Source organism: Streptomyces sp. AK02-01A, assembly GCF_033795305.1.
Classification (GTDB): domain Bacteria; phylum Actinomycetota; class Actinomycetes; order Streptomycetales; family Streptomycetaceae; genus Streptomyces.
This window is the reverse complement of sequence record NZ_JARBAE010000012.1, coordinates 38,448-56,531: the sequence shown is the minus strand read 5'-3', so window position 1 is coordinate 56,531 and position 18,084 is coordinate 38,448. Positions and strand designations below refer to the sequence as shown.

General features: G+C 67.7%; 16 protein-coding genes and 2 pseudogenes. 10 read left to right on the top strand and 8 right to left on the bottom strand.

Annotated features, from left to right (window positions below; genetic code table 11):
• Positions 1–46: 46 nt before the first annotated feature.
• From PV679_RS14375 to PV679_RS14365, 3 genes are read right to left on the bottom strand one after another with little or no spacing between them, the layout of a single operon-like run.
• Positions 47–250, bottom strand: a complete 204-nt coding sequence (locus PV679_RS14375; RefSeq protein ID WP_319680593.1) for a DUF397 domain-containing protein — start codon at positions 248–250, stop codon at positions 47–49.
• The gene (locus tag PV679_RS14370; RefSeq protein ID WP_319680592.1) at positions 247–462 is read right to left on the bottom strand and encodes a DUF397 domain-containing protein; all 216 of its coding nucleotides are present in this window, start codon (positions 460–462) and stop codon (positions 247–249) included. Before PV679_RS14370 ends, PV679_RS14375 begins: the two co-directional genes overlap by 4 nt.
• A 5-nt stretch (positions 463–467) precedes the next feature.
• Positions 468–1,346: a helix-turn-helix transcriptional regulator gene (locus PV679_RS14365; protein WP_319680591.1), complete on the bottom strand. Its 879-nt coding sequence runs from the start codon at positions 1,344–1,346 to the stop codon at positions 468–470.
• A gap of 305 nt (positions 1,347–1,651) precedes the next feature.
• Here PV679_RS14365 and PV679_RS14360 point away from each other — a divergent pair, with 305 nt between their 5' ends.
• Both PV679_RS14360 and PV679_RS14355 read left to right on the top strand, forming a co-directional pair.
• Positions 1,652–2,098: an ATP-binding protein gene (locus tag PV679_RS14360; RefSeq protein WP_416069720.1), complete on the top strand. Its 447-nt coding sequence runs from the start codon at positions 1,652–1,654 to the stop codon at positions 2,096–2,098.
• Positions 2,095–2,760: a hypothetical protein gene (locus PV679_RS14355; protein ID WP_319680590.1), complete on the top strand. Its 666-nt coding sequence runs from the start codon at positions 2,095–2,097 to the stop codon at positions 2,758–2,760. The genes PV679_RS14360 and PV679_RS14355 overlap by 4 nt, the downstream gene beginning before the upstream one ends.
• A 276-nt stretch (positions 2,761–3,036) precedes the next feature.
• Here the strand turns inward: PV679_RS14355 and PV679_RS14350 are convergent, their stop codons facing one another.
• Positions 3,037–3,900 carry a LysR family transcriptional regulator gene (locus tag PV679_RS14350; RefSeq protein WP_319680589.1) on the bottom strand — a complete coding sequence of 288 codons (864 nt, stop codon included), beginning with the start codon at positions 3,898–3,900 and terminating at the stop codon, positions 3,037–3,039.
• A gap of 214 nt (positions 3,901–4,114) precedes the next feature.
• Between PV679_RS14350 and PV679_RS14345 the strand changes: the two genes are divergently transcribed.
• Both PV679_RS14345 and PV679_RS14340 read left to right on the top strand, forming a co-directional pair.
• A complete protein-coding gene (locus PV679_RS14345; protein ID WP_319680588.1) occupies positions 4,115–4,987 on the top strand; it encodes an aldo/keto reductase family oxidoreductase in 873 nt (290 codons plus the stop codon).
• A gap of 529 nt (positions 4,988–5,516) precedes the next feature.
• Positions 5,517–6,068: a DUF6461 domain-containing protein gene (locus tag PV679_RS14340; RefSeq protein ID WP_319680587.1), complete on the top strand. Its 552-nt coding sequence runs from the start codon at positions 5,517–5,519 to the stop codon at positions 6,066–6,068.
• Positions 6,069–6,103: 35 nt separating this feature from the next.
• On the opposite strand, the gene PV679_RS14335 is transcribed toward PV679_RS14340, so the two are convergent.
• A complete protein-coding gene (locus PV679_RS14335; RefSeq protein ID WP_319680586.1) occupies positions 6,104–7,255 on the bottom strand; it encodes a hypothetical protein in 1,152 nt (383 codons plus the stop codon).
• Between the two features lie 400 nt (positions 7,256–7,655).
• Positions 7,656–7,823: pseudogene (locus PV679_RS14330) on the bottom strand (IS256 family transposase); the annotation flags it as partial.
• Between PV679_RS14330 and PV679_RS14325 the strand changes: the two are divergent.
• From PV679_RS14325 to PV679_RS14310, 4 genes and pseudogenes are all read left to right on the top strand, one after another.
• A pseudogene (locus PV679_RS14325) lies at positions 7,824–8,363 on the top strand (IS701 family transposase); the annotation flags it as partial.
• A 457-nt stretch (positions 8,364–8,820) separates the two neighbouring features.
• Positions 8,821–9,648: an alpha/beta hydrolase gene (locus tag PV679_RS14320; protein WP_319680585.1), complete on the top strand. Its 828-nt coding sequence runs from the start codon at positions 8,821–8,823 to the stop codon at positions 9,646–9,648.
• Positions 9,649–9,999: 351 nt separating this feature from the next.
• On the top strand, positions 10,000–11,430 hold the full coding sequence (locus PV679_RS14315; protein ID WP_319680674.1) for a glycoside hydrolase family 16 protein: 1,431 nt from the start codon (positions 10,000–10,002) through the stop codon (positions 11,428–11,430).
• Between the two features lie 283 nt (positions 11,431–11,713).
• Positions 11,714–12,919: a cytochrome P450 gene (locus PV679_RS14310; protein WP_319680584.1), complete on the top strand. Its 1,206-nt coding sequence runs from the start codon at positions 11,714–11,716 to the stop codon at positions 12,917–12,919.
• A gap of 134 nt (positions 12,920–13,053) precedes the next feature.
• Here the strand turns inward: PV679_RS14310 and PV679_RS14305 are convergent, their stop codons facing one another.
• Positions 13,054–14,430 (bottom strand): cation:dicarboxylate symporter family transporter, encoded by a 1,377-nt coding sequence (locus PV679_RS14305; RefSeq protein WP_319680583.1) that lies wholly within the window; start codon positions 14,428–14,430, stop codon positions 13,054–13,056.
• A gap of 130 nt (positions 14,431–14,560) precedes the next feature.
• Between PV679_RS14305 and PV679_RS14300 the strand changes: the two genes are divergently transcribed.
• Together PV679_RS14300 and PV679_RS14295 are read left to right on the top strand one after the other, a co-directional pair.
• Complete coding sequence (locus PV679_RS14300; protein ID WP_319680582.1) at positions 14,561–16,165, top strand: sensor histidine kinase; 1,605 nt, start codon at positions 14,561–14,563, stop codon at positions 16,163–16,165.
• The gene (locus PV679_RS14295; protein ID WP_319680581.1) at positions 16,162–16,842 is read left to right on the top strand and encodes a response regulator; all 681 of its coding nucleotides are present in this window, start codon (positions 16,162–16,164) and stop codon (positions 16,840–16,842) included. Before PV679_RS14300 ends, PV679_RS14295 begins: the two co-directional genes overlap by 4 nt.
• A 149-nt stretch (positions 16,843–16,991) precedes the next feature.
• Here the strand turns inward: PV679_RS14295 and PV679_RS14290 are convergent, their stop codons facing one another.
• On the bottom strand, positions 16,992–17,984 hold the full coding sequence (locus tag PV679_RS14290) for a GlxA family transcriptional regulator (RefSeq protein WP_319680580.1): 993 nt from the start codon (positions 17,982–17,984) through the stop codon (positions 16,992–16,994).
• Positions 17,985–18,084: the final 100 nt, after the last annotated feature.

The window sequence follows — 18,084 nt, the reverse complement described above, 5'->3', positions numbered from 1 at the left end:
GGGAACAGCCCACAGGCGTATAGGTGTGTACGGAGACGGCCTCGGTCTACGAGCGAGGCCCGTCGAGCTTGCCGCCGGTGAGAGCGTCGAGGAAGGCCGTCCAGACTCCGCCTGCGAGGACGAAGGCAGGACCGTCCGGGACTTTGGAGTCACGTACGGCCATCACACCGCCGGAGAGACGAGCGCCTTCGACGCACTCGCCGCCTTGGGCGTTGCTGTAGCTGGACTTGAACCAGTCGATGCCGGTCATACCTCGAACTCACCGCCGTTGAGCGCGGCGACAAAGGTCGTCCACGCGCCACCGGCAAGGACGAAGGCAGGACCTTGCGGGTCCTTGGAGTCACGTACGGCCATCACACCGCCGGAGAGACGGGCACCCTCGACGCACGCTCCGCCCTGGTCGTTGCTGTAGCTGGACTTGAACCAGTCGGCGCCGGTCAGCGCGTCAGCCGTGGTCGTCATCGGAATCAATGCTCCTTCATTGCTTTCTTGATCATGCTCACGGACTCCTGAGGACCCGGAGCAAGGGCTTGTAGATCGGTGAACGATTCCTCGTAACGCTCCACGTCTGCCTCACGCCTCGTCACCCAGCCATCGGCCAGGTTCTCAAAGTAGACGATCGGCTTGAGAGCGACCCGGTCGCGGAACTGCAAGATCATGAAAGCACCGTTCATCCCCGCGTGGGCCCCCAGTTCGAAAGGAACCACCTGAACCCGAACGTTCGGCGCTGCGGAGACCTCGGCAATGTGCGCGAGCTGCGCCCGCATGATGGCCGACCCTCCCACCTGCCGGTACAGCACGGCTTCGTTGATGATTGCCGTTAGTTTCAGCGGCGACTCGCGATGCAGGACCTCCTGCCGGGTCATCCGCACGGCCACCAGACGATCAATCTCTTCATCGCTGAGGCCCTGGTGGGCTCGCTGGTGGATCACCCGCACATAAGCCTCGGTCTGGAGCAGGCCCGGGACAAACTCCGACTCGTAGTCCTGCAAACCCGAGGCCGTGGCTTCGAGACCCAAGAACGCCTTGAAGCTGGGGCTGATGACCGGTCGATACTCCTTGGACTGCCACCAGTCCCGCTTGGTCTTGGTGACGGCTGCGTATCCCTTCAGCAGCTCCGTCGTCTCCGGATCCGCCTCGAAGATCTGGCAGAGGGCCATGATGTCCGAGGTCTCGACAGCCGCGTTCTCTCCCGTCTCCAGCCGCGTCAGCTTCGACGGACTCCAGAGAAGCTTCCTGACTACCTGACGTGATGTCAGTCCCGCTTTCAGTCGGAGGTCGCGCAGCTCACTTCCCAACTGCAAGCGGCACAGAGCGGGTGTTGCCGACTCGATGTCCGTGATCATGTGTTGTCCTCTCTGCGCACTGCCCAGTGTGTAGGCGTTCCTTCTGCCTCCGCAAGGAACGTTCTGCGTCATAGCGGGAGCGGCTGTCTCTCTGCGAACGGCCTTCGCAGGGACGGCACTTCGCGACAGAACTTGTTCGCGAGATCTCACGAGATTGGTTCCGAGGCCGCCGCTCTGATGCGAGGCTATACCTGCAACTCACTTAGCGCTGCCGAATCAGCACTTTAAGTGACCGCGTGCAGCCGGGCGTTGGCTCGAAGCATCAGCCTCTCGGCATCCACCGACATCGACGGAAAGGACTCGCGATGCCTCCACTCACGCAGAGCGCAACTCCAGCCTCGACAGCTCGCGTTGAGATACGAGACACGCTGCGGCTGAGCCTGTCCTTCCAGCCTCGCACCCGCCGCGTCGAGCACATGCGCCGTATCACCGGCACGCTTCTCCAGCAGTGCGGTGTGCACGAGGAGGCGGTGGCGACCGTACAGCTTCTGGTCAGCGAGATCGTCACCAACGCCGTGCTGCACGGTCACGGACCATGTGTCCGGTTCTCACTCTCCTGCGACCGGTCCGGCGACGTACTGATCGAGGTGGACGACTTCTCGCGCGGCCGTGTGGAGGTCCGGAGGCCCGGTCCTGAGGAGGAGAACGGACGCGGCATGTTCCTCGTCGCCACGCTCGCACACGACTGGGGCCGACGCGGCACATGCACCTGGTGCACCGTCAGTACGACAGCGGCGGCGAGCGCGCCATGACACAACAGACCGGCCGCCCGGAGCGCCGCATTCCCGGTACGCACTGCGACTGGCAGCCGCCGTCGGCCGTCGAGACCCGAAAACACTCCCTCTTCGCCACGGACACGGAGACAGTCCGTCGGCTTCTGGCGGCCTTGTGCCGCCTGCACCGCCGGTACCGCGCGGAGCGGCTCGCCACTCCTCCGGCGAGCATCAACGAGAAAGGCAACAGCCGGTTGAACCAGGTGAGCGCGGCAGGAGAAGAGCCCGGAGCCACCGGCCGTCAGGCCGGAAGTGCAGGCATCGAAGAATCTCCTGAGCAAACCGCCTACGCCATAGACCTCCTGACGATCACTCACACGATCGCAGGTGCTCTCGCTCGTCGCCTCGCGCTTCCGGAGCGGCCCTGGGTCGACATCACCACGAAGAAGCTCCGTGGCCATCTCGAACTGCTGCTGCGCCAGGACCTCGGTGACACCGGCACAGCGCTGTACCGAGAGATGCGAGAGGACGCCGACCGGCTTCTCGATCACCACACCAGGCCCACCGCGCACACTCCGCCCGGCTACGCCTACGAGCACCTGCGGGCCCTGGCATCGGTCACACGCTCGGCCGTCGGCCTCTACCGACTGCGCCAAGCGGTGCGCGAGTCGGAGCCGCGTCCCAAGGAGGCCGGTCAGTGAGCCCGCTCGTGGCGCAGGCCATCTATGTGACGGCGGTGAGTGTGGTGGGCGGCTCGATCGTGCTGGCGGTATGGCGCGGCTGGTGACCGGGCCGACATCGACGGCGTACCGCTCGCCGGACGAGCTACGCGTCCGGCCGGCCAACGGTCTTGTCCGCCGTCGGGGCCGTTGACCACGGCGTACCTGCTGGTCAGCGGCCCAGAAGGAGTTCGTCGGCGGTACACGGAGTCGCGCCGGTGCCCGTGCGCGGCGGCGGTGGAGTGTGGCAAGTGCGAGTCATAGCCGTGTGGCCGTGCGGATCAGCCCGGCGAGAGCGAGCGAGCGGCTGTGCGCGGGCCAGGCGATATGAGTGACGACGGGAGGTGCGTCGGCCAGAGGGACGGCGGTGTGCTCGGCCCACAGCCAGGCGCGGGCCGAGTCAGGGAAGACGGCCACGGTGCGTCCGAGGGCGATCAGTTGGGCCAACTGCGTCTGGTCGTGGATCTCCGGGCCCGGTCCGGGTGGATACGTGCCGTTGCGTGACCAGCGGGCGAGCGGAAGATCAGGGATGTCGCCGACATCGGCCAGGGACAAGGTCCTGCGCGCGGCGAGAGGATGCGCGGCGGGCAGGATCGCGATCTGTCCCTCGGTCATCAGTTCCTCGCTGTCGAACCCGGCGAGGGAGTTGAACGGCGCGTGCATGAGCGCCACATCAGCGCGGCCGTCGCGCAGCATTCCTTCCTGCTCACACAGGCCGCTCGGTAGCACCTCGATCTCGGCGGCGCCGGGCTCGGCCGCGTAGGCGTCGAGGAGCTTGTGCAGCAGCTCGTGGGACGCGCCGGCCTTCACCGCCAGCACCAGGCGGTTGCGCGGCGCACCCTGGCTGTCGGCGCCACCGGCGCGGCGGGTGCGGCGAGCGGCAGCGGTGGTCGCGTCGAGCGCTGCGCGGCCCTCGTGCAGCAGCATCTCTCCGGCGCCGGTCAGAGAGACGCCGCGCCGGTTGCGTTTCAGCAGAGAGACGCCGAGGCGCCGCTCAAGCTGCTGGATCGCCCGGGACAGTGGTGGCTGGGCCATGCCGAGGCGCTCGGCGGCGCGGCCGAAGTGCAGCTCCTCCGCGACGGCCATGAAGTACCTCAGCTCGCGTATCTCCAAGGTGTCCATGTCCACAGCATACCCAGCCTGTGATACCTGCCAGGTATCACAGGGCACTGTATCGGTATTGGATGCACCACTTGTCCGCGAGCGAACATCGACGGCATGAGCGAAACAAAGATCGCTCCGACGAGCGGCGCGAACAAGTGGTCCCGCCAACGAACGGCGAACCACCTGACAAGTGGCCCTCTCCAACACTCCGGCTCAGCAGGAAAGACACACCATGAACACACCCTCCGCGTCACTGCCCGGCGGCACCTGGACCCTCGGCGATCTGACCGTCACCCGCTTCGGCTACGGCGCCATGCAGCTCGCCGGCCCCGGAGTCATGGGCCCGCCGGCCAACCATGATGGCGCGCTCGCCGTCCTGCGCGAGGCCGCCGACCTCGGGATCACTCATATCGACACCGCCGGTGCCTACGGACCACGTGTCACCAACCGACTGATCCGTGAAGCGCTGCACCCTTACGCCGAATCGCCGCACATCGTGACCAAGGTCGGCGCGGACCGCGATCCTCAGGGCGGCTGGCCCACCGCGCGGCGGCCCGAGGACCTGCGCCGCGCCGTCCACGAGAACCTTGAGGACCTCGGCCTCGATTCGCTCGACGTGGTCAATCTCCGGCTCGGCGACGCTCAGGGCCCGCAGCCCGGCTCGCTCGCCGAGCCCTTCGAGACCCTCGTCGAACTCCAGCGGCAGGGCCTGATCCGGCACCTCGGAGTGAGTAACGCGACGGCGGAACAGATCGCCGAGGCGCAGGCGATCGCGCCGATCGTGTGCGTGCAGAACATGTACAACCTCGCCTACCGCCAGGACGACGAGCTGATCGACGATCTCGCCGCCAAGGGCATCGCCTACGTGCCTTTCTTCCCGCTCGGCGGCTTCACCCCGCTACAGTCCACGGCGCTTTCCGCCGTGGCCACCCGGCTGGACACGACGCCGATGTCGGTCGCCCTGGCCTGGCTGCTGCGGCGGTCGCCGAACATCCTGCTCATTCCCGGCACCTCGTCGGTGGCGCACCTGCGCGAGAACGTCACCGGCGCGGGACTCTCGCTCTCCGACGAGGAACTCGCCGAGTTGGACAAGATCGGCTGCTAGGCCCTGTCTGACACATCCCGCCTGGCCTGCGACGCCTGGCACGCACGCTCACCGCGTTGTCGGAGTCATCCGAGTACGTCCAGTACACGGATGATCCTCCGCCTTGCGATCGCACGCACCAGACGTCGCAGGCCCCGCCCTCCGAGTCATTGTCAAGAGTTGTGGATCAGGTGAGGTGGCTCAGGCTGCACTGAGCTCGGGACGCTCGACGAGTTGGCTGAAGCGGGCACTGGCCCGAACCAGGGATGCGAGGTGGGGCGCGATACCGGGGATCGCTCGGCGTGCCCCGTCCGTCGCCACGCAGGTCCGGGCGCACTTCGCCGCCGGGCACGGGCTCCTGGGGCTTGTCAGCTGGCGGCGGCCCCGGCTCCGGTGAGGGCGTGAGCGTTACAGTGGTCTTGGCCGTCGCCAACAGGCATGCCAGCACCCGGACATGGCCGGCCCCGAGGTACGACTACGGCGCGTGATGACCCGCGTAGCCGAAGGAGGAAGAGAAGTGGCGACATCAAGACTCGCCGATTGTGTGTCCTTGGACCTGTTCGGCATCACGTGCGTCCGGGGGCTCTCGCCTGATGAGGTGGTCTCCCGGCTGGATGTCGCCGGTCAAGCTCCGTACCCGCAATTTACGGACGAGGAGGCCATCCAGCATTTCGGGCACGGCTTCGAGACATCCGCAGTGCGAGTGTGTGGCAGCGGGGAATGGACCATCCTTCTGGATGTCGAAGCCCACGGGCGGCTGCTGCAGACCCCAGTACTCACACGCCTGTCGGTGGGGACCGAGGCGGTTTCGGTCTGGAAACTGCTGGACAGTACTACCCAGATCTCACATGCACGTGACGGGGAACTCCTGGCTCACTTCAACGCCTGGACGTTTGAGCCGGCAGAGGGCATTGACACCTCGCGCCTCAACCATGCTCTGAGCGACGTCGGGTTCTTTCTCGAGGAGAACTGGGAATCCGACGAATGGTCCGTGCCCGATAGCGCGCTCCTGGCGTTGGAGCGGGAGTTCGGCCTAGTGCTGCCACCTGAGATCGCTCACGGCCCCCTGCCGACGGTCAGCCTCCAGCACGTGCAAGGCTGACCGCCGATCGGCCTGTCTGCTGATGCAGCGAGCCGTCAGAAGGTGATGCTCAGCCAGAACGGGTCATTGTCTGCCAGCCGCTGGCTCACGACGAAACCGCCGTAGACACCTCCCAGGTCTGTGTTGAGACTCCTGGGGATGTGTCCGCGCACGCATTTTTCGCTGCCGGTGACAGTTCCGACAGTGGTCACGGTGGGCCAGTCCGTGGCCAAGTCACCCGTAGTATCTGCGCGAACTGCCGTTACCTGTGCGCAGTCCTTGCCATGGGTGATGCCGTTGAGGGCGCCGCTTTCGTAGTTGCCGGCGAAGGGGAACTCGTCGCAGGAATCGTCCTGCACGTTGGGGTCCTTGGTGAACTTGGAGGTTCCGCAGATGATGTTCCGGTTCCCCGCCTGCTGAGTATCACCCTTCAGGCGGTGGAGGGGCTGGCCGGTGCCGCGCAGTCCCCAGTGGCCGGAGAGGTTTTTCTGGGCCCATTCGATCATGTCGGCGGACGCGCCGTACTGGGATCGTGGGAGGCGCAGCGTCGGGGTGTACCAGGGCACCACGCAACCGCCATTGTTGGGAAGGGAGATCTTGTTGTCGCAGCGGACTTCTGCGCCGCCCCACGTGATGGGTGGCAGCAGGTCGATGGCGTTGGGCGAGCCGATGCGGAGCTGGTAGTCGAGGTCGATGTAGTCGTAGACCGTTGAGGGCTGGTCAGTGAGGGTGTAGGTGCTCTTGAGATTCTGGCCGACGCTGATGGGGGTCGTGGTCCAGGGTTTCGTCGTTTTAGGGGTGCAGGAGGAGGAACAGTTGGTGGTCCACGACACGCCCAGGCCGGCAGGCAGTGTTCCTGTGGACGACAGCATGGTGATCTGGTCGGTCTCGGTCCACTGCAGACTGGTTGTGGCTAAGTCCAGTTGCTGCGCGGTGGCGAACAGGGCAGTGCCGAGCAGCTTGTTGTCACTGCTGTAATAGGAGTACTTCACGTTCGGGTCGATCTGGCACTGCATGGTGCGGGTGGCGTACCAGGATCCGTCCTCGTCACCTGTGCACTCATTGACTGGCAGCGGAACATCCAGCACCGCGGACGCCGATGCACCGTCTGATTCGGTAGCTGCGCCCTTACCGAGGGCAGCCTTGCCCTCCGCAGGCGAGAGCCAGGTCAGGCAGCCGTACGCGTGAGCCGCGTCGGCGGCGCGCATGGCTTGTTTCCTGGCCTTCTTGCAGTCTGCCTCGTTGAGGCCGGACCGGCTGCCGCTACTGTCCAAGCGTTTCTTGTCTAATGGAGAGGAGACGTCACTGATGGAGGGCACCGAGGCTCGTTCACGGGTGTCCGCAGCGGAGGCCGTCGACTGAACTGCCACCCCTGCGATGAGCGCGGATGTGACCAGGGCAGGCAGGAGAATGCGTCTTATCACGGAATACCTTTCACACAGCACCGCTCGGCCGCCGGAAGGTCCGGCGACTCTCAGGGGTGGGGGTCTGCGACATGATCGCAGCCCAAGCTGAGCATGAACAAGACAACTCATCAGGCGGAATGAGTTTGGCTTTAACCGCGCGCCCCCCGAGTAATGTCAAGACCTGTGGATCAGTTGAGGCGGATCACGCTGTGAGGGTCTCGCCTCGTTCGACGAGGAGGCCGTTCTCGAAGCGGGCGCCGGCTCGGACGAGGGCGACGAGGTGCGGTGCGGTGACCGCTCGCCAGCGGGCCTGGGCGGACTCAGCGAGTTTGAAGACCATCGCGAGGGCCGCGGCCGGGCTGCCGGCGCCGAACAAGCGGACGTCTTCCACGTCATGGCCACCACCCGCCACGACACGGTCGTGACCCGCTGGGCGATCGACCACCCGGTGAGCGATCTCTTCCCCGGCCTGCCCCGGCAGAAGTGGAAACGCCGCTCGTGTGGTGCGGGCGCCCACGGGCCCCGCGTCTACGACTGGGCACGCGTCGAAGTCCGCCCCTGGCACCGGCCCGACCGCCGACACTGGGTGATCGCCCGCCGCAGCGTCGCCCGCCCCGAAGAGCTCTCCTACTACATCGCCTACTGCCCCGCCGACACCACTCTGGACGAGCTGATCCGCATCGCCGGCAGCCGCTGGGCGATCGAGGAATGCTTCCAGACCGCGAAGCAGGAGTGCGGCCTGGACGACTACCAGGTTCGCCGTTACCCCGGCTGGCACCGCCACATCACCCTGGCCATGGCCGTCCACGCCTGCCTCACCGTCTTGCGGGCCCGCGAACTGGACACCTGGAAAGCAGAAACGGATCCTCCCCGCTCATCCACCTCAGCCTCGCCGAGATCAGACGCCTGATCCACCGCCTCACCAACCGACGGCCCACACCCGTCGAGCACATCCTGCACTGGTCGACATGGCGCCGAAGACGACAACACCAAGCCCGCACCAGCCACTACAAACAACGAGGACACACCCCACCACTGACTGACCACCTGTCACCACAAACACCGTTGCAGTACTAGGCCCTGTCGACCGGACAGCACTCAGCAGGACAACGGCCCGGCCCCGAGCAAGACCAAGAGGCAGTGGTGGATGACGTGCTGCGGGCCTCATCGCTGGTGCCCGAGGGACGTGTTCACATGCTCGCGATCCCGCCGTACCAGTCCTGGCAACGCGTCAACACGGCGAGGCGGCACGGCCCGGTGCGCGGGTGGTGTCCGCCGGTGCGCGGCAGGCGTTCCAACCTCTCGAACGGGGCAAATCTGGCTTATCGTCGCTTATAGCCCATTGTCGTGCCTGGGAGGGCCGAGTCATGCCTACGATCACCACCACCGACTCCACCAGCATCTTCTACAAGGACTGGGGCAGCGGGCAGCCGGTCGTGTTCTGCCACGGCTGGCCACTGAACGCGGACGTCTGGGACGAGCAGCTCAATCTCGTCGCCGACAACGGCTATCGGGCGGTGGCCCACGACCGCCGTGGACACGGCCGCTCCGGCCAGACGTGGGACGGCAACGAGATGAACACCTACGCCGACGACCTCGCGCAGTTGTTCGAAGCGCTGGATCTGCGCGACGCGGTGCTCGTCGGTCACTCGACCGGCGGCGGCGAGGTGGCCCGCTACATCGGCCGTCATGGCACCGGCCGGGTCTCCAAGGCCGTGCTGCTGAGCGCGGTACCTCCGCTGATGCTCAAGACCGACGCCAATCCGGAAGGGCTGCCGATCAAGGCGTTCGACGACATCAGGGCCGGTCTGCGAAGCGACCGCTCGCAGTACTACCAGGACCTCAGCGCGCCCTTCTACGGCGCCAACCGGAAGGGTTCGAACATCTCGCAGGGCCTCCGCGACTCCTTCTGGATGTGGAGCATGCAGGTCGGATTCAAAGGAGCGTACGACTGCGTCAAGGCGTTCTCCGAGACGGACTTCACCGAGGACCTCAAGCGCTTCGACATTCCGACGCTGATCATCCATGGCGACGACGACCAGATCGTGCCCATCGTCGCCGCCGGTCCCAAGTCGGCGGAGCTCGTCAAGGACGCCACGCTCAAGGTCTATCCCGGCGCGCCGCACGGCATGGCGCAGACCATCGCGTTCAAGGACAAGTTCAACGCCGACCTGCTCGCCTTCATCAGGAGCTGACGTTCCGCACGAGCCGAGGTTCATCAGGAGCCGAGGTTCATCAGGAGCTGACGGCGAAGCCGTCGAACCGTACGACCCGGGACCCGTTCCCGTACCGGCCGGGCGGCCGAGCGCGCAGCCGCGCCTCGGCCGCCCGGCCGCCGTTTCGCCGCCGCGCCTTCCTGCCACCGCCTCCCTGCCGCCGCCTTCGGAAAGTCAACGGGCCGTAAAGCATTGACGAGGTCTCCGACGCCCACTAGAAGACGTACTGAGAGCGCTCTCACAACCCCCCTCGGCACCATCCGCACCGGAGGTGTTTCCTTGAGAACGAGCCGCATCAGACGTACGCCACTCCTCACCGCGATCCTGGCCATGACCGTCGCGCTGGCCGGCTTCGTCGGCGTCACCGGCGCCGGTACCGCACGCGGAGCCGTACCGCCCGCGCCCGGCTGGAACCTGCAGTGGAGCGACGACTTCACCGGCGCCGACCGCACTCCGCCGTCGGCGGCGAACTGGCAGACGGACACCGGACACGGCTATCCCGGCGGGCCCGGCAACTGGGGCACCGGCGAGATCCAGAACTACACCGCGAGTCCCGACAATCTGAGCCTCGACGGCAACGGCAATCTCCGTATCACTCCGCTCAGAGACGGCGCGGGCAACTGGACCTCGGCGCGGATCGAGACCCGTCGCGCCGACTTCAAGGCTCCGACCGGCGGCACGCTGCGCATCGAGGGCCGTATCCAGATGCCGAACGTCACCGGCAACGCCGCGCTCGGCTACTGGCCCGCCTTCTGGGCGCTCGGCTCGCCGTACCGTGGCAACTACTGGAACTGGCCCGGTACCGGCGAGTTCGACATCATGGAGAACGTCAACGGGATCAACTCGGTGTGGGGCGTGCTGCACTGCGGTGTGAACCCGGGCGGACCCTGCAACGAGACCACCGGCCTCGGCGCCAACCGCGCCTGTCCCGGCGCGAGTTGCCAGTCGGCCTTCCACACCTACCGCTTCGAGTGGGATCGCTCCGTCACTCCCAACGAGCTGCGCTGGTATGTGGACGACCAGCTCTTCCACAGCCTGCGGCAGGACCGGTTCGACGCCACGACCTGGTCGAACATGACCGATCACGCCGGATACTTCCTGCTGCTCAATGTGGCGATCGGCGGCGCCTTCCCGGACGCTCTGGCCGGCCGGACGCCGACCGCCGAGACCGTACCCGGACGGCCCATGCTGGTGGATTACGTCGCGGTCTGGACCCGTGGCGGCGGCTCGACCCCGCCGACCGACCCGCCGACCGATCCACCGACGGACCCGCCGACCAACCCGCCGACCGGCTCCTCGCAGTTGTACGCGCGGACCGGCGCCGGACTCGGCGACTCCACCGGCTCGGCGGCGACAGCCACGCTCACCTCGGCGGGCGGCGCCAACCACGACGGCACGCCGAACAGCCCGCAGGTCTTCACGTCGAGCGGGATCACCCGGACGTACAACGGCGGCGCCACGGAATTCGACCTGTTCGTGGACTCGGGCACGACCGTCGGCAACGGCCAGCAGATCAGAGTGAGTTACGACCGTACCGGCGACGGCTCCTGGGACCGGACGGAGACATATCTGTACTTCGCGACCGATCCCGTGCCCGGCTATGAGCACTACACGCAGGCCAGAGGTCTCGCATCGGCCACCGGATCACACGGAAACCTGGTGAACGGCAAGGTGCGGATCGAGGTCTGGAACGCCATCGGCAATGGCACCAGCACTCTCGGCATCGGCAATCAGTCCGTCGTCCGCGTGCCGTTCGGCTGATCCAGCGGCGTGACGCGCGGCCGGGCCGGTACGGGACAGGTCCGTACCGGCCCGGCCGTCCCGTACGGCCACAGCACCATCGCACCGTCACGCCGTCGCACCGTCACGCCATCGCACCGTCACGCCATCGCACCGTCGCTGTCATCGCGGAACGGACCCATTTGCCTCGCTGGAGGCATATACCCGAAATGGCGGAGGTACCTATCCCTCGCCAACACCGTCCGCCCCTCACGCAGCCCTGTCCCGGGCCGGATGACCGTACGCGCCCGTCCTGGAGTACGCGATGACCGATATCAGCGAAACGACCACCTGTCCGTTCGACTTCAGCGAGGGCCTGGAATTCGATCCCTCCCTCGCGGACCTCATGTCCCGAGGACCCGTCAGCCGTATCCGGCTGCCTTACGGCGACGCGGACGCCTGGCTGGTGACCGGATTCGAGGGAGTGCGGCAGGTGACCACCGATCACCGGCTCAGCCGCGCGGCCATCATCGACCGGGACTATCCACGCCTGACTCCGGAACCGATCGTCTCTCCGGAGTCGATCAATGTGCTGGACCCGCCGCGCAGCAGCCGTCTGCGGCAGCTCGCCTCGCAGGCGTTCACCAAGCGGCATGTGGACCGGATGCGGCCCGCCGTGGAAGGCATCGTCGGCACACTGCTCGACGCCATGGAGGAGCACGGTCCGCCGGCCGACCTCGCCGCCCATCTGTCCCTGCCTCTTCCCGAGCAGACCATCTGCGAGCTGCTGGGCATCCCGCCGGCCGACCAGCACAGAATGCAGCGGTACGCGCACCAGATGCTGTCCATGGCCCCGGACACCCGAGAGGCCGCCGCCGTGGCCAAGGCGGAGCTGCGTGAGTACTTCGGCGAGCTGGTCGTGGAGCGGCGGCGCGATCCCGGCGGCGACCTGATCTCGCTCCTCGCCGCCGCCGAGCACGAGGACGACACCCTCGACGACCAGGATCTGGCCGTCATGGCGCTGACGCTCATGCTGAGCGGCCATGACACGGCGACCTGCCAGATCAGCGACATCGCCTATTTGCTGCTCACCAGGCCCGAGCTGATGGCCCACCTCAGAAGCCGCCCGGAGACGCTCACGCAGGTGCTGGACGAGCTGCTCCGTTACATCCCGTTCCGCAAGGGAGTCGGCATCCCGCGCGTCGCCACCGAGAACGTGGAGATCTGCGGAGTGAAGATCCGCGCGGGCGACTTCGTGCATGTCTCGTATCTGACGGCCAACCGCGATCCTGAGCGGTTCGCCGATCCGGACACCATCGACCTGAACCGTCCGCCCACACCGCATATGACCTTCGGCTGGGGCGGACACCGCTGTATCGCCGCTCCGCTGGCCATGGCGGAGCTGGAGGCCGCCATCGGCGGTCTGCTCGCCCGCTTTCCCGGCCTGCGGCTCGCGGTGCCCGCCGAAGAGCTGCGCTGGGACACGGAGACCATCCGGCGCTTTCCCTGCGAGCTGCCGGTGGCCTGGTAGCCATCGGTCCGGTCGGCGCCGCGCCGGTACGCGCGCGGCGCCGTCCGGCCGTCGCGTACGCGCGGGAAAACGGACCGGCCCGTACGGGTGCGTCCGTACGGGCCGGTCCTTCGTGAGGCCGGGAGCAGGAGGGGTCAGACCCCGGCCTGGGTCTTGTCGGCGTCGTGCGCCTCCGGCGACTGCCGCTGCTGCGGGACATCGCCGTGCGGCTCGCCGCCGTGGCCGTCGTCCAGCAGCGTCTTCTCGTCGAACGGGATCCGGCCGGCCAGCACCTCGTCCACCCGCGCCTTGTCGATCTCCTTCGTCCAGGTGCCGACGAGGACCGTGGCGACCGCGTTGCCCGCGAAGTTCGTCAGTGCGCGCGCCTCGCTCATGAAGCGGTCGATGCCGACGATCAGGCCGACGCCGTCGACCAGCTCGGGACGGTGCGACTGAAGGCCGCCGGCCAGCGTCGCGAGACCGGCGCCGGTGACACCCGCCGCGCCCTTGGACGCGATGATCATGAAGACGAGAAGCGAGATCTGCTCGCCGATCGACAGCGGGTCGCCCATGCCCTCGGCGATGAAGAGCGAGGCCATCGTCAGATAGATGGCGGTGCCGTCGAGGTTGAAGGAGTAACCGGTCGGCACGGTGATACCGACGACGGGCTTGCTGACACCGAGGTGCTCCATCTTCGCGATCAGACGCGGCAGCGCCGACTCGGACGACGAGGTGGAAAGAATCAGCAGGAACTCACGGCCCAGGTACTTCAGCAGCGGGAACAGGCTGACACCCGCGATGACCCTCAGCAGCGTACCGAGCACGACGAAGACGAACAGCGCACAGGTGATGTAGAAGCCGATCATGATGATCGCGAGCGACTTCAGCGCGTCGAGACCCGTCTCGCCGACCACGGCGGCCATGGCGCCGAAGGCGCCGACCGGCGCGGCCCACATGATCATGGCGAGGATGCGGAAGACCAGGCGCTGGATGTGCCCGACACCGCGCAGGATCGGCTCACCGGCCTTGCCCATCGCCTGGAGCGCGAAGCCCGCGAGCAGCGCGACCAGCAGCGTCTGGAGGACCTGGCCCTCGGTGAAGGCCGACACCATGGTCTTGGGAATGATGCCGAGCAGGAAGTCCGCGGTGGACTCGCTCGCGCCCTCGGCCTGGGCCGCTCCGGCCTCGCGGCCGGCTTCGGTGAGGTGCAGACCGGAGCCCGGGTGCAGGATGTTGCCGACGACCAGGCCGATCGCCAGCGCGACCGTCGACATCACCAGGAAGTAGCCGAGAGCGAGCCCGCCGACCGCACCGACCTTGGCCGCCTTCCGGACCGACCCGACACCCAGCACGATCGTGCAGAAGATGACCGGCGAGATCATCATCTTGATCAGGTTCACGAAGCCGGTGCCGATGGGCTTCAGCTCGACGGCCACACCGGGGGCGACGAAGCCCACCAGGATGCCGAGCGCTACGGCCACGATCACCGCTATGTACAGATAGTGGGTACGGTCCCGCCTTGCTGCGGCCACGGGTCCTCCTTGACTCGTCCCTGCAATGCCCCCCGTCCCGAGGGGTCCCGGCGACTATCCACCACGATGTGACGCCGGTCACCCTTGCGTTCATTTCGTTCACAAGAATTCGGCCAGGCAGACTTGGGCCATGCACCTGCCCCGTCCGCGCAGTCTCGCCGGTCAGCTCTTCGCCATGCAGGTCGTGCTCATCGCGGCCGTCGTGGCGGGCTGCGCGATTTTCGCGTACGTCACAGGTCGTGCCCACCCGGACGAGACCGCACGCAAACAGGTTTCGGCCATCGCGCGGGCCATGGCCGATTCGCCCTCTGTACGGGAAGCGATCCGCGAGCCGGACCCGACAGCCGCTCTCCAGCCGTACGCGGAGCGCGTGCGGCACGACACCGGCGTGGACTTTGTCACGATCATGACACCACAGGGAATCCGCTGGACGCATCCCGATCCGCACCAGATAGGGATGCCGTTCCTGGGCCGGACGGCACCGGCGGTGCACGGCCATACGTTCATCGAGACCTACACCGGCACGCTCGGCCCCTCCGTGCGCGTCGTCACCCCGGTGCGCGACGACGGCCGGATCACCGGGCTGATCAGTGTCGGCATCACCGTCGACCGGATCTCCACCCAGGTGACACAGCAGGTCAAGGCGCTGGCGACGGCGGCGGGCGCGGCGCTGGTGCTCGGCGGTCTCGGGACGTATGTGATCAACGCCAGACTCCGGCGGCACACCCATGGCATGAACGCGGTGGAGCTGAGCCGGATCCACGACTATCACGAGGCCACGCTGCACGCCGTGCACGAAGGGCTACTGATGCTCGACGGACGGCGCAGGATCGCGCTGATGAACGACGGCGGCCGGGAGCTGCTCGGCCTGGACGACTCGGCGGTGGGCCGCTCCGTCGCCGAACTGGGCCTGCCCGCTCCGCTGACCGGCGCGCTGCTCGCCTCCGAGCCACGGATCGACGAGGTCCATATGACCGACGAGCGGGTCGTGGTCGTCAACACGCGTCCGGTGGTCGGCGGCGAGCAGCGCGGGACGGTCATCACGCTGCGCGATCACACCGAACTCCAGGCGCTGTCCGGTGAGCTGGACTCCGAGCGCGGCTTCACACAGGCCCTGCGCTCGCAGGCCCACGAGGCCGCCAACCGGCTGCACACGGTGGTCTCGCTGATCGAGCTGGGCCGGACCGAGCAGGCGGTGGAGTTCGCCACGGCGGAGCTGGAGCTGGCCCAGACACTCACCGACCGGGTGGTGGGATCGGTCGGCGAACCAGTACTCGCGGCGCTGCTGCTGGGCAAGGCGGCCCAGGCGAACGAACGAGGCGTCGAGCTGGTGCTCGCCGAGGACAGCCGTATCGACGACGGTGTCCTGCCCGCCACACTGCCGGCCCGCGATCTGGTGACCATCCTGGGCAATCTGATCGACAACGCCATGGACGCGGCGCAGGGCGGCGAAGGAGCGCGGGTCACCGTGACCGCGCTCGTCGGGACCAGGCCCGGCGGCGGAGAGCTGCTGCTGGGCGTGCGGGACACCGGAGCCGGGGTCGATCCTGGCGACATGGACGCGGTGTTCCGGCGCGGCTGGTCGACCAGAGGCCCCGGGCGCGGGCTCGGTCTCGCGCTCGTGCGGCAGGCCGTGCACCGCGCGCACGGGACGGTGGAGCTGACGCGCGGGCCGGAAGGCGGCGCGGAGTTCACCGTACGGCTGCCGCTGGCCGGCGCGGAGGCGAGACCATGACCGACGCGAGTCCGGCGATCCGGGTCCTGGTGGTCGAGGACGATCCGGTCGCGGCCGACGCCCATCAGCACTATGTGGGCCGCGTGCCCGGCTTCACCGTCGCGGCCGTCGCACGCTCCCGGGCCGAGGCGAGCCGGCTGCTGGAGCGCACGGACATCGATCTGATCCTGCTCGACCTGTATCTCCCGGACGGCCACGGCCTTCAGCTTCTGCGCAGCCTGCGCGCGGGCGGCCACCAGGCGGATGTCATCGCCGTCACCTCAGCGCGCGATCTCGCGGTGGTACGGGAAGGTGTGTCGCTGGGCGTCGTCCAGTACGTCCTCAAACCCTTCACCTTCGCCACCCTGCGTGACCGGCTCACGCGGTACGCCGATTTCCGGGCGGCGGCCGGAGAGGCGAGCGGTCAGGACGAGGTGGACCGTGCGCTCGGCGCGCTCCGGTCACCGCAGCCGGCCTCGCTGCCGAAAGGTCTGAGCGCGCCGACGCTGGAGGCGGTGACCCGTACGCTGCGCGCGTCCACGACCGGGCTCACGGCGGCGGAGGCCGGAGCGGAGGTCGGAATCTCGCGGATCACGGCGCGGCGCTATCTGGAGCACCTCGTCGGCAACGGCTGTGCGGAGCGGAGTCCGCAGTACGGGCAGGTGGGACGGCCGGAGTTGCAGTACCGGTGGCGGTAGCGGTGGCGGCGGGCGGTGGGCCTTCGGCGGTGCGTTGTTCCGGCGGGGGTTGTTGTTCGGGGTGCGGGTGCCGGAGGCGCCCCCGGCACCCGCACCCCGAACAACAACCCGCGCCGGGACAACGCACCGCCGGAGGCCCGCCGCCCGCGCTATCCCGGCGAACCGGCTCCGGCCCGGAACGTACGCCGGTAGACCGTCGGCGGCACGCCCAGCGCCGACTGGAGATGCTGGCGCATCGACTGGGCCGTGCCGAAGCCCGAGTCCCGCGCCACCTGGTCGACCGAGAGATCCGTCGACTCCAGCAGATGCCGGGCCCGCTCGACGCGCTGCCGCACCAGCCACTGCCCGGGGCTGATCCCGGCCTCCTCACGGAAGCGGCGCGTGAACGTCCGTACCGACATCGACTCCCGCCGTGCCATGTCGCGGAGCTGGATCGGCTCATGGAGGCGTGCGAGCGCCCAGGTCCTGGCGGCGGTGGTGGTCGCGAGCTGTGGCTCGGGGACGGGACGCTGGATGTACTGGGCCTGGCCGCCGTCCCGGTGCGGCGGTACGACCGTGAGCCGCGCGACATCATTGGCGACCGCCGTGCCGTGGTCGCGCCGCACGATATGCAGACACAGATCGATTCCGGCGGCGACTCCGGCCGAGGTCAGTACGTCACCGTCGTCGATGAACAGCACGTCGGCGTCGACGTCGATCCTCGGAAACAGCAGCCGGAAGTGCTCGGCCGAGGACCAGTGGGTGGTGGCGGGACGGCCGTCCAGCAGGCCGGCGGCGGCGAGGACATAGCTGCCGGTGCAGATGGAGACCATCCGGGTGCCCGGCCGTACCAGGGCGAGGGCGGCGGCGAGCTCCTCGGTGAGCCGGCCCTCCTCGAAGACCGGTCCGAGCTCGTACGACGCCGGTACGACCACGGTGTCGGCGGTGGCGAGCGCCTCCGGGCCGTTCTCCACGAGGACCGAGAAGTCGGCGTCGGTGCGGACCGGGCCCGGCGGCCGGACGGAGCAGGTGACGATCTCGTACAGCGGCTCACCCGCCGGGCCTTTGGCGCGGCCGAATATCCGCTGCGGGATGCCCAGTTCGAAGGGAAGCAGCCCTTCGAGAGCGAGTACGACGACACGGTGCGGACGCCGGTCGGGCATGGTGTTCTCTCCTGTCCGGCTCTCCGGCTGTCCGTTCTCCGGATGCCCACTGGTGGTCCAGACCACTACTTGATATCTGTCGCCTCTGTGACACAAAAGC

What these genes read in the sequence shown, in the direction of transcription:
- PV679_RS14375 (WP_319680593.1), bottom strand. Translation starts at nt 250, where the DNA reads ATGACCGGCATCGACTGGTTCAAGTCCAGCTACAGCAACGCCCAAGGC.
- PV679_RS14370 (WP_319680592.1), bottom strand. Translation starts at nt 462, where the DNA reads ATGACGACCACGGCTGACGCGCTGACCGGCGCCGACTGGTTCAAGTCC.
- PV679_RS14365 (WP_319680591.1), bottom strand. Translation starts at nt 1,346, where the DNA reads ATGATCACGGACATCGAGTCGGCAACACCCGCTCTGTGCCGCTTGCAG.
- PV679_RS14360 (WP_416069720.1), top strand. Translation starts at nt 1,652, where the DNA reads ATGCCTCCACTCACGCAGAGCGCAACTCCAGCCTCGACAGCTCGCGTT.
- PV679_RS14355 (WP_319680590.1), top strand. Translation starts at nt 2,095, where the DNA reads ATGACACAACAGACCGGCCGCCCGGAGCGCCGCATTCCCGGTACGCAC.
- PV679_RS14350 (WP_319680589.1), bottom strand. Translation starts at nt 3,900, where the DNA reads ATGGACACCTTGGAGATACGCGAGCTGAGGTACTTCATGGCCGTCGCG.
- PV679_RS14345 (WP_319680588.1), top strand. Translation starts at nt 4,115, where the DNA reads ATGAACACACCCTCCGCGTCACTGCCCGGCGGCACCTGGACCCTCGGC.
- PV679_RS14335 (WP_319680586.1), bottom strand. Translation starts at nt 7,255, where the DNA reads ATGCGCGCCGCCGACGCGGCTCACGCGTACGGCTGCCTGACCTGGCTC.
- PV679_RS14320 (WP_319680585.1), top strand. Translation starts at nt 8,821, where the DNA reads ATGCCTACGATCACCACCACCGACTCCACCAGCATCTTCTACAAGGAC.
- PV679_RS14315 (WP_319680674.1), top strand. Translation starts at nt 10,000, where the DNA reads ATGACCGTCGCGCTGGCCGGCTTCGTCGGCGTCACCGGCGCCGGTACC.
- PV679_RS14310 (WP_319680584.1), top strand. Translation starts at nt 11,714, where the DNA reads ATGACCGATATCAGCGAAACGACCACCTGTCCGTTCGACTTCAGCGAG.
- PV679_RS14300 (WP_319680582.1), top strand. Translation starts at nt 14,561, where the DNA reads ATGCACCTGCCCCGTCCGCGCAGTCTCGCCGGTCAGCTCTTCGCCATG.
- PV679_RS14295 (WP_319680581.1), top strand. Translation starts at nt 16,162, where the DNA reads ATGACCGACGCGAGTCCGGCGATCCGGGTCCTGGTGGTCGAGGACGAT.
- PV679_RS14290 (WP_319680580.1), bottom strand. Translation starts at nt 17,984, where the DNA reads ATGCCCGACCGGCGTCCGCACCGTGTCGTCGTACTCGCTCTCGAAGGG.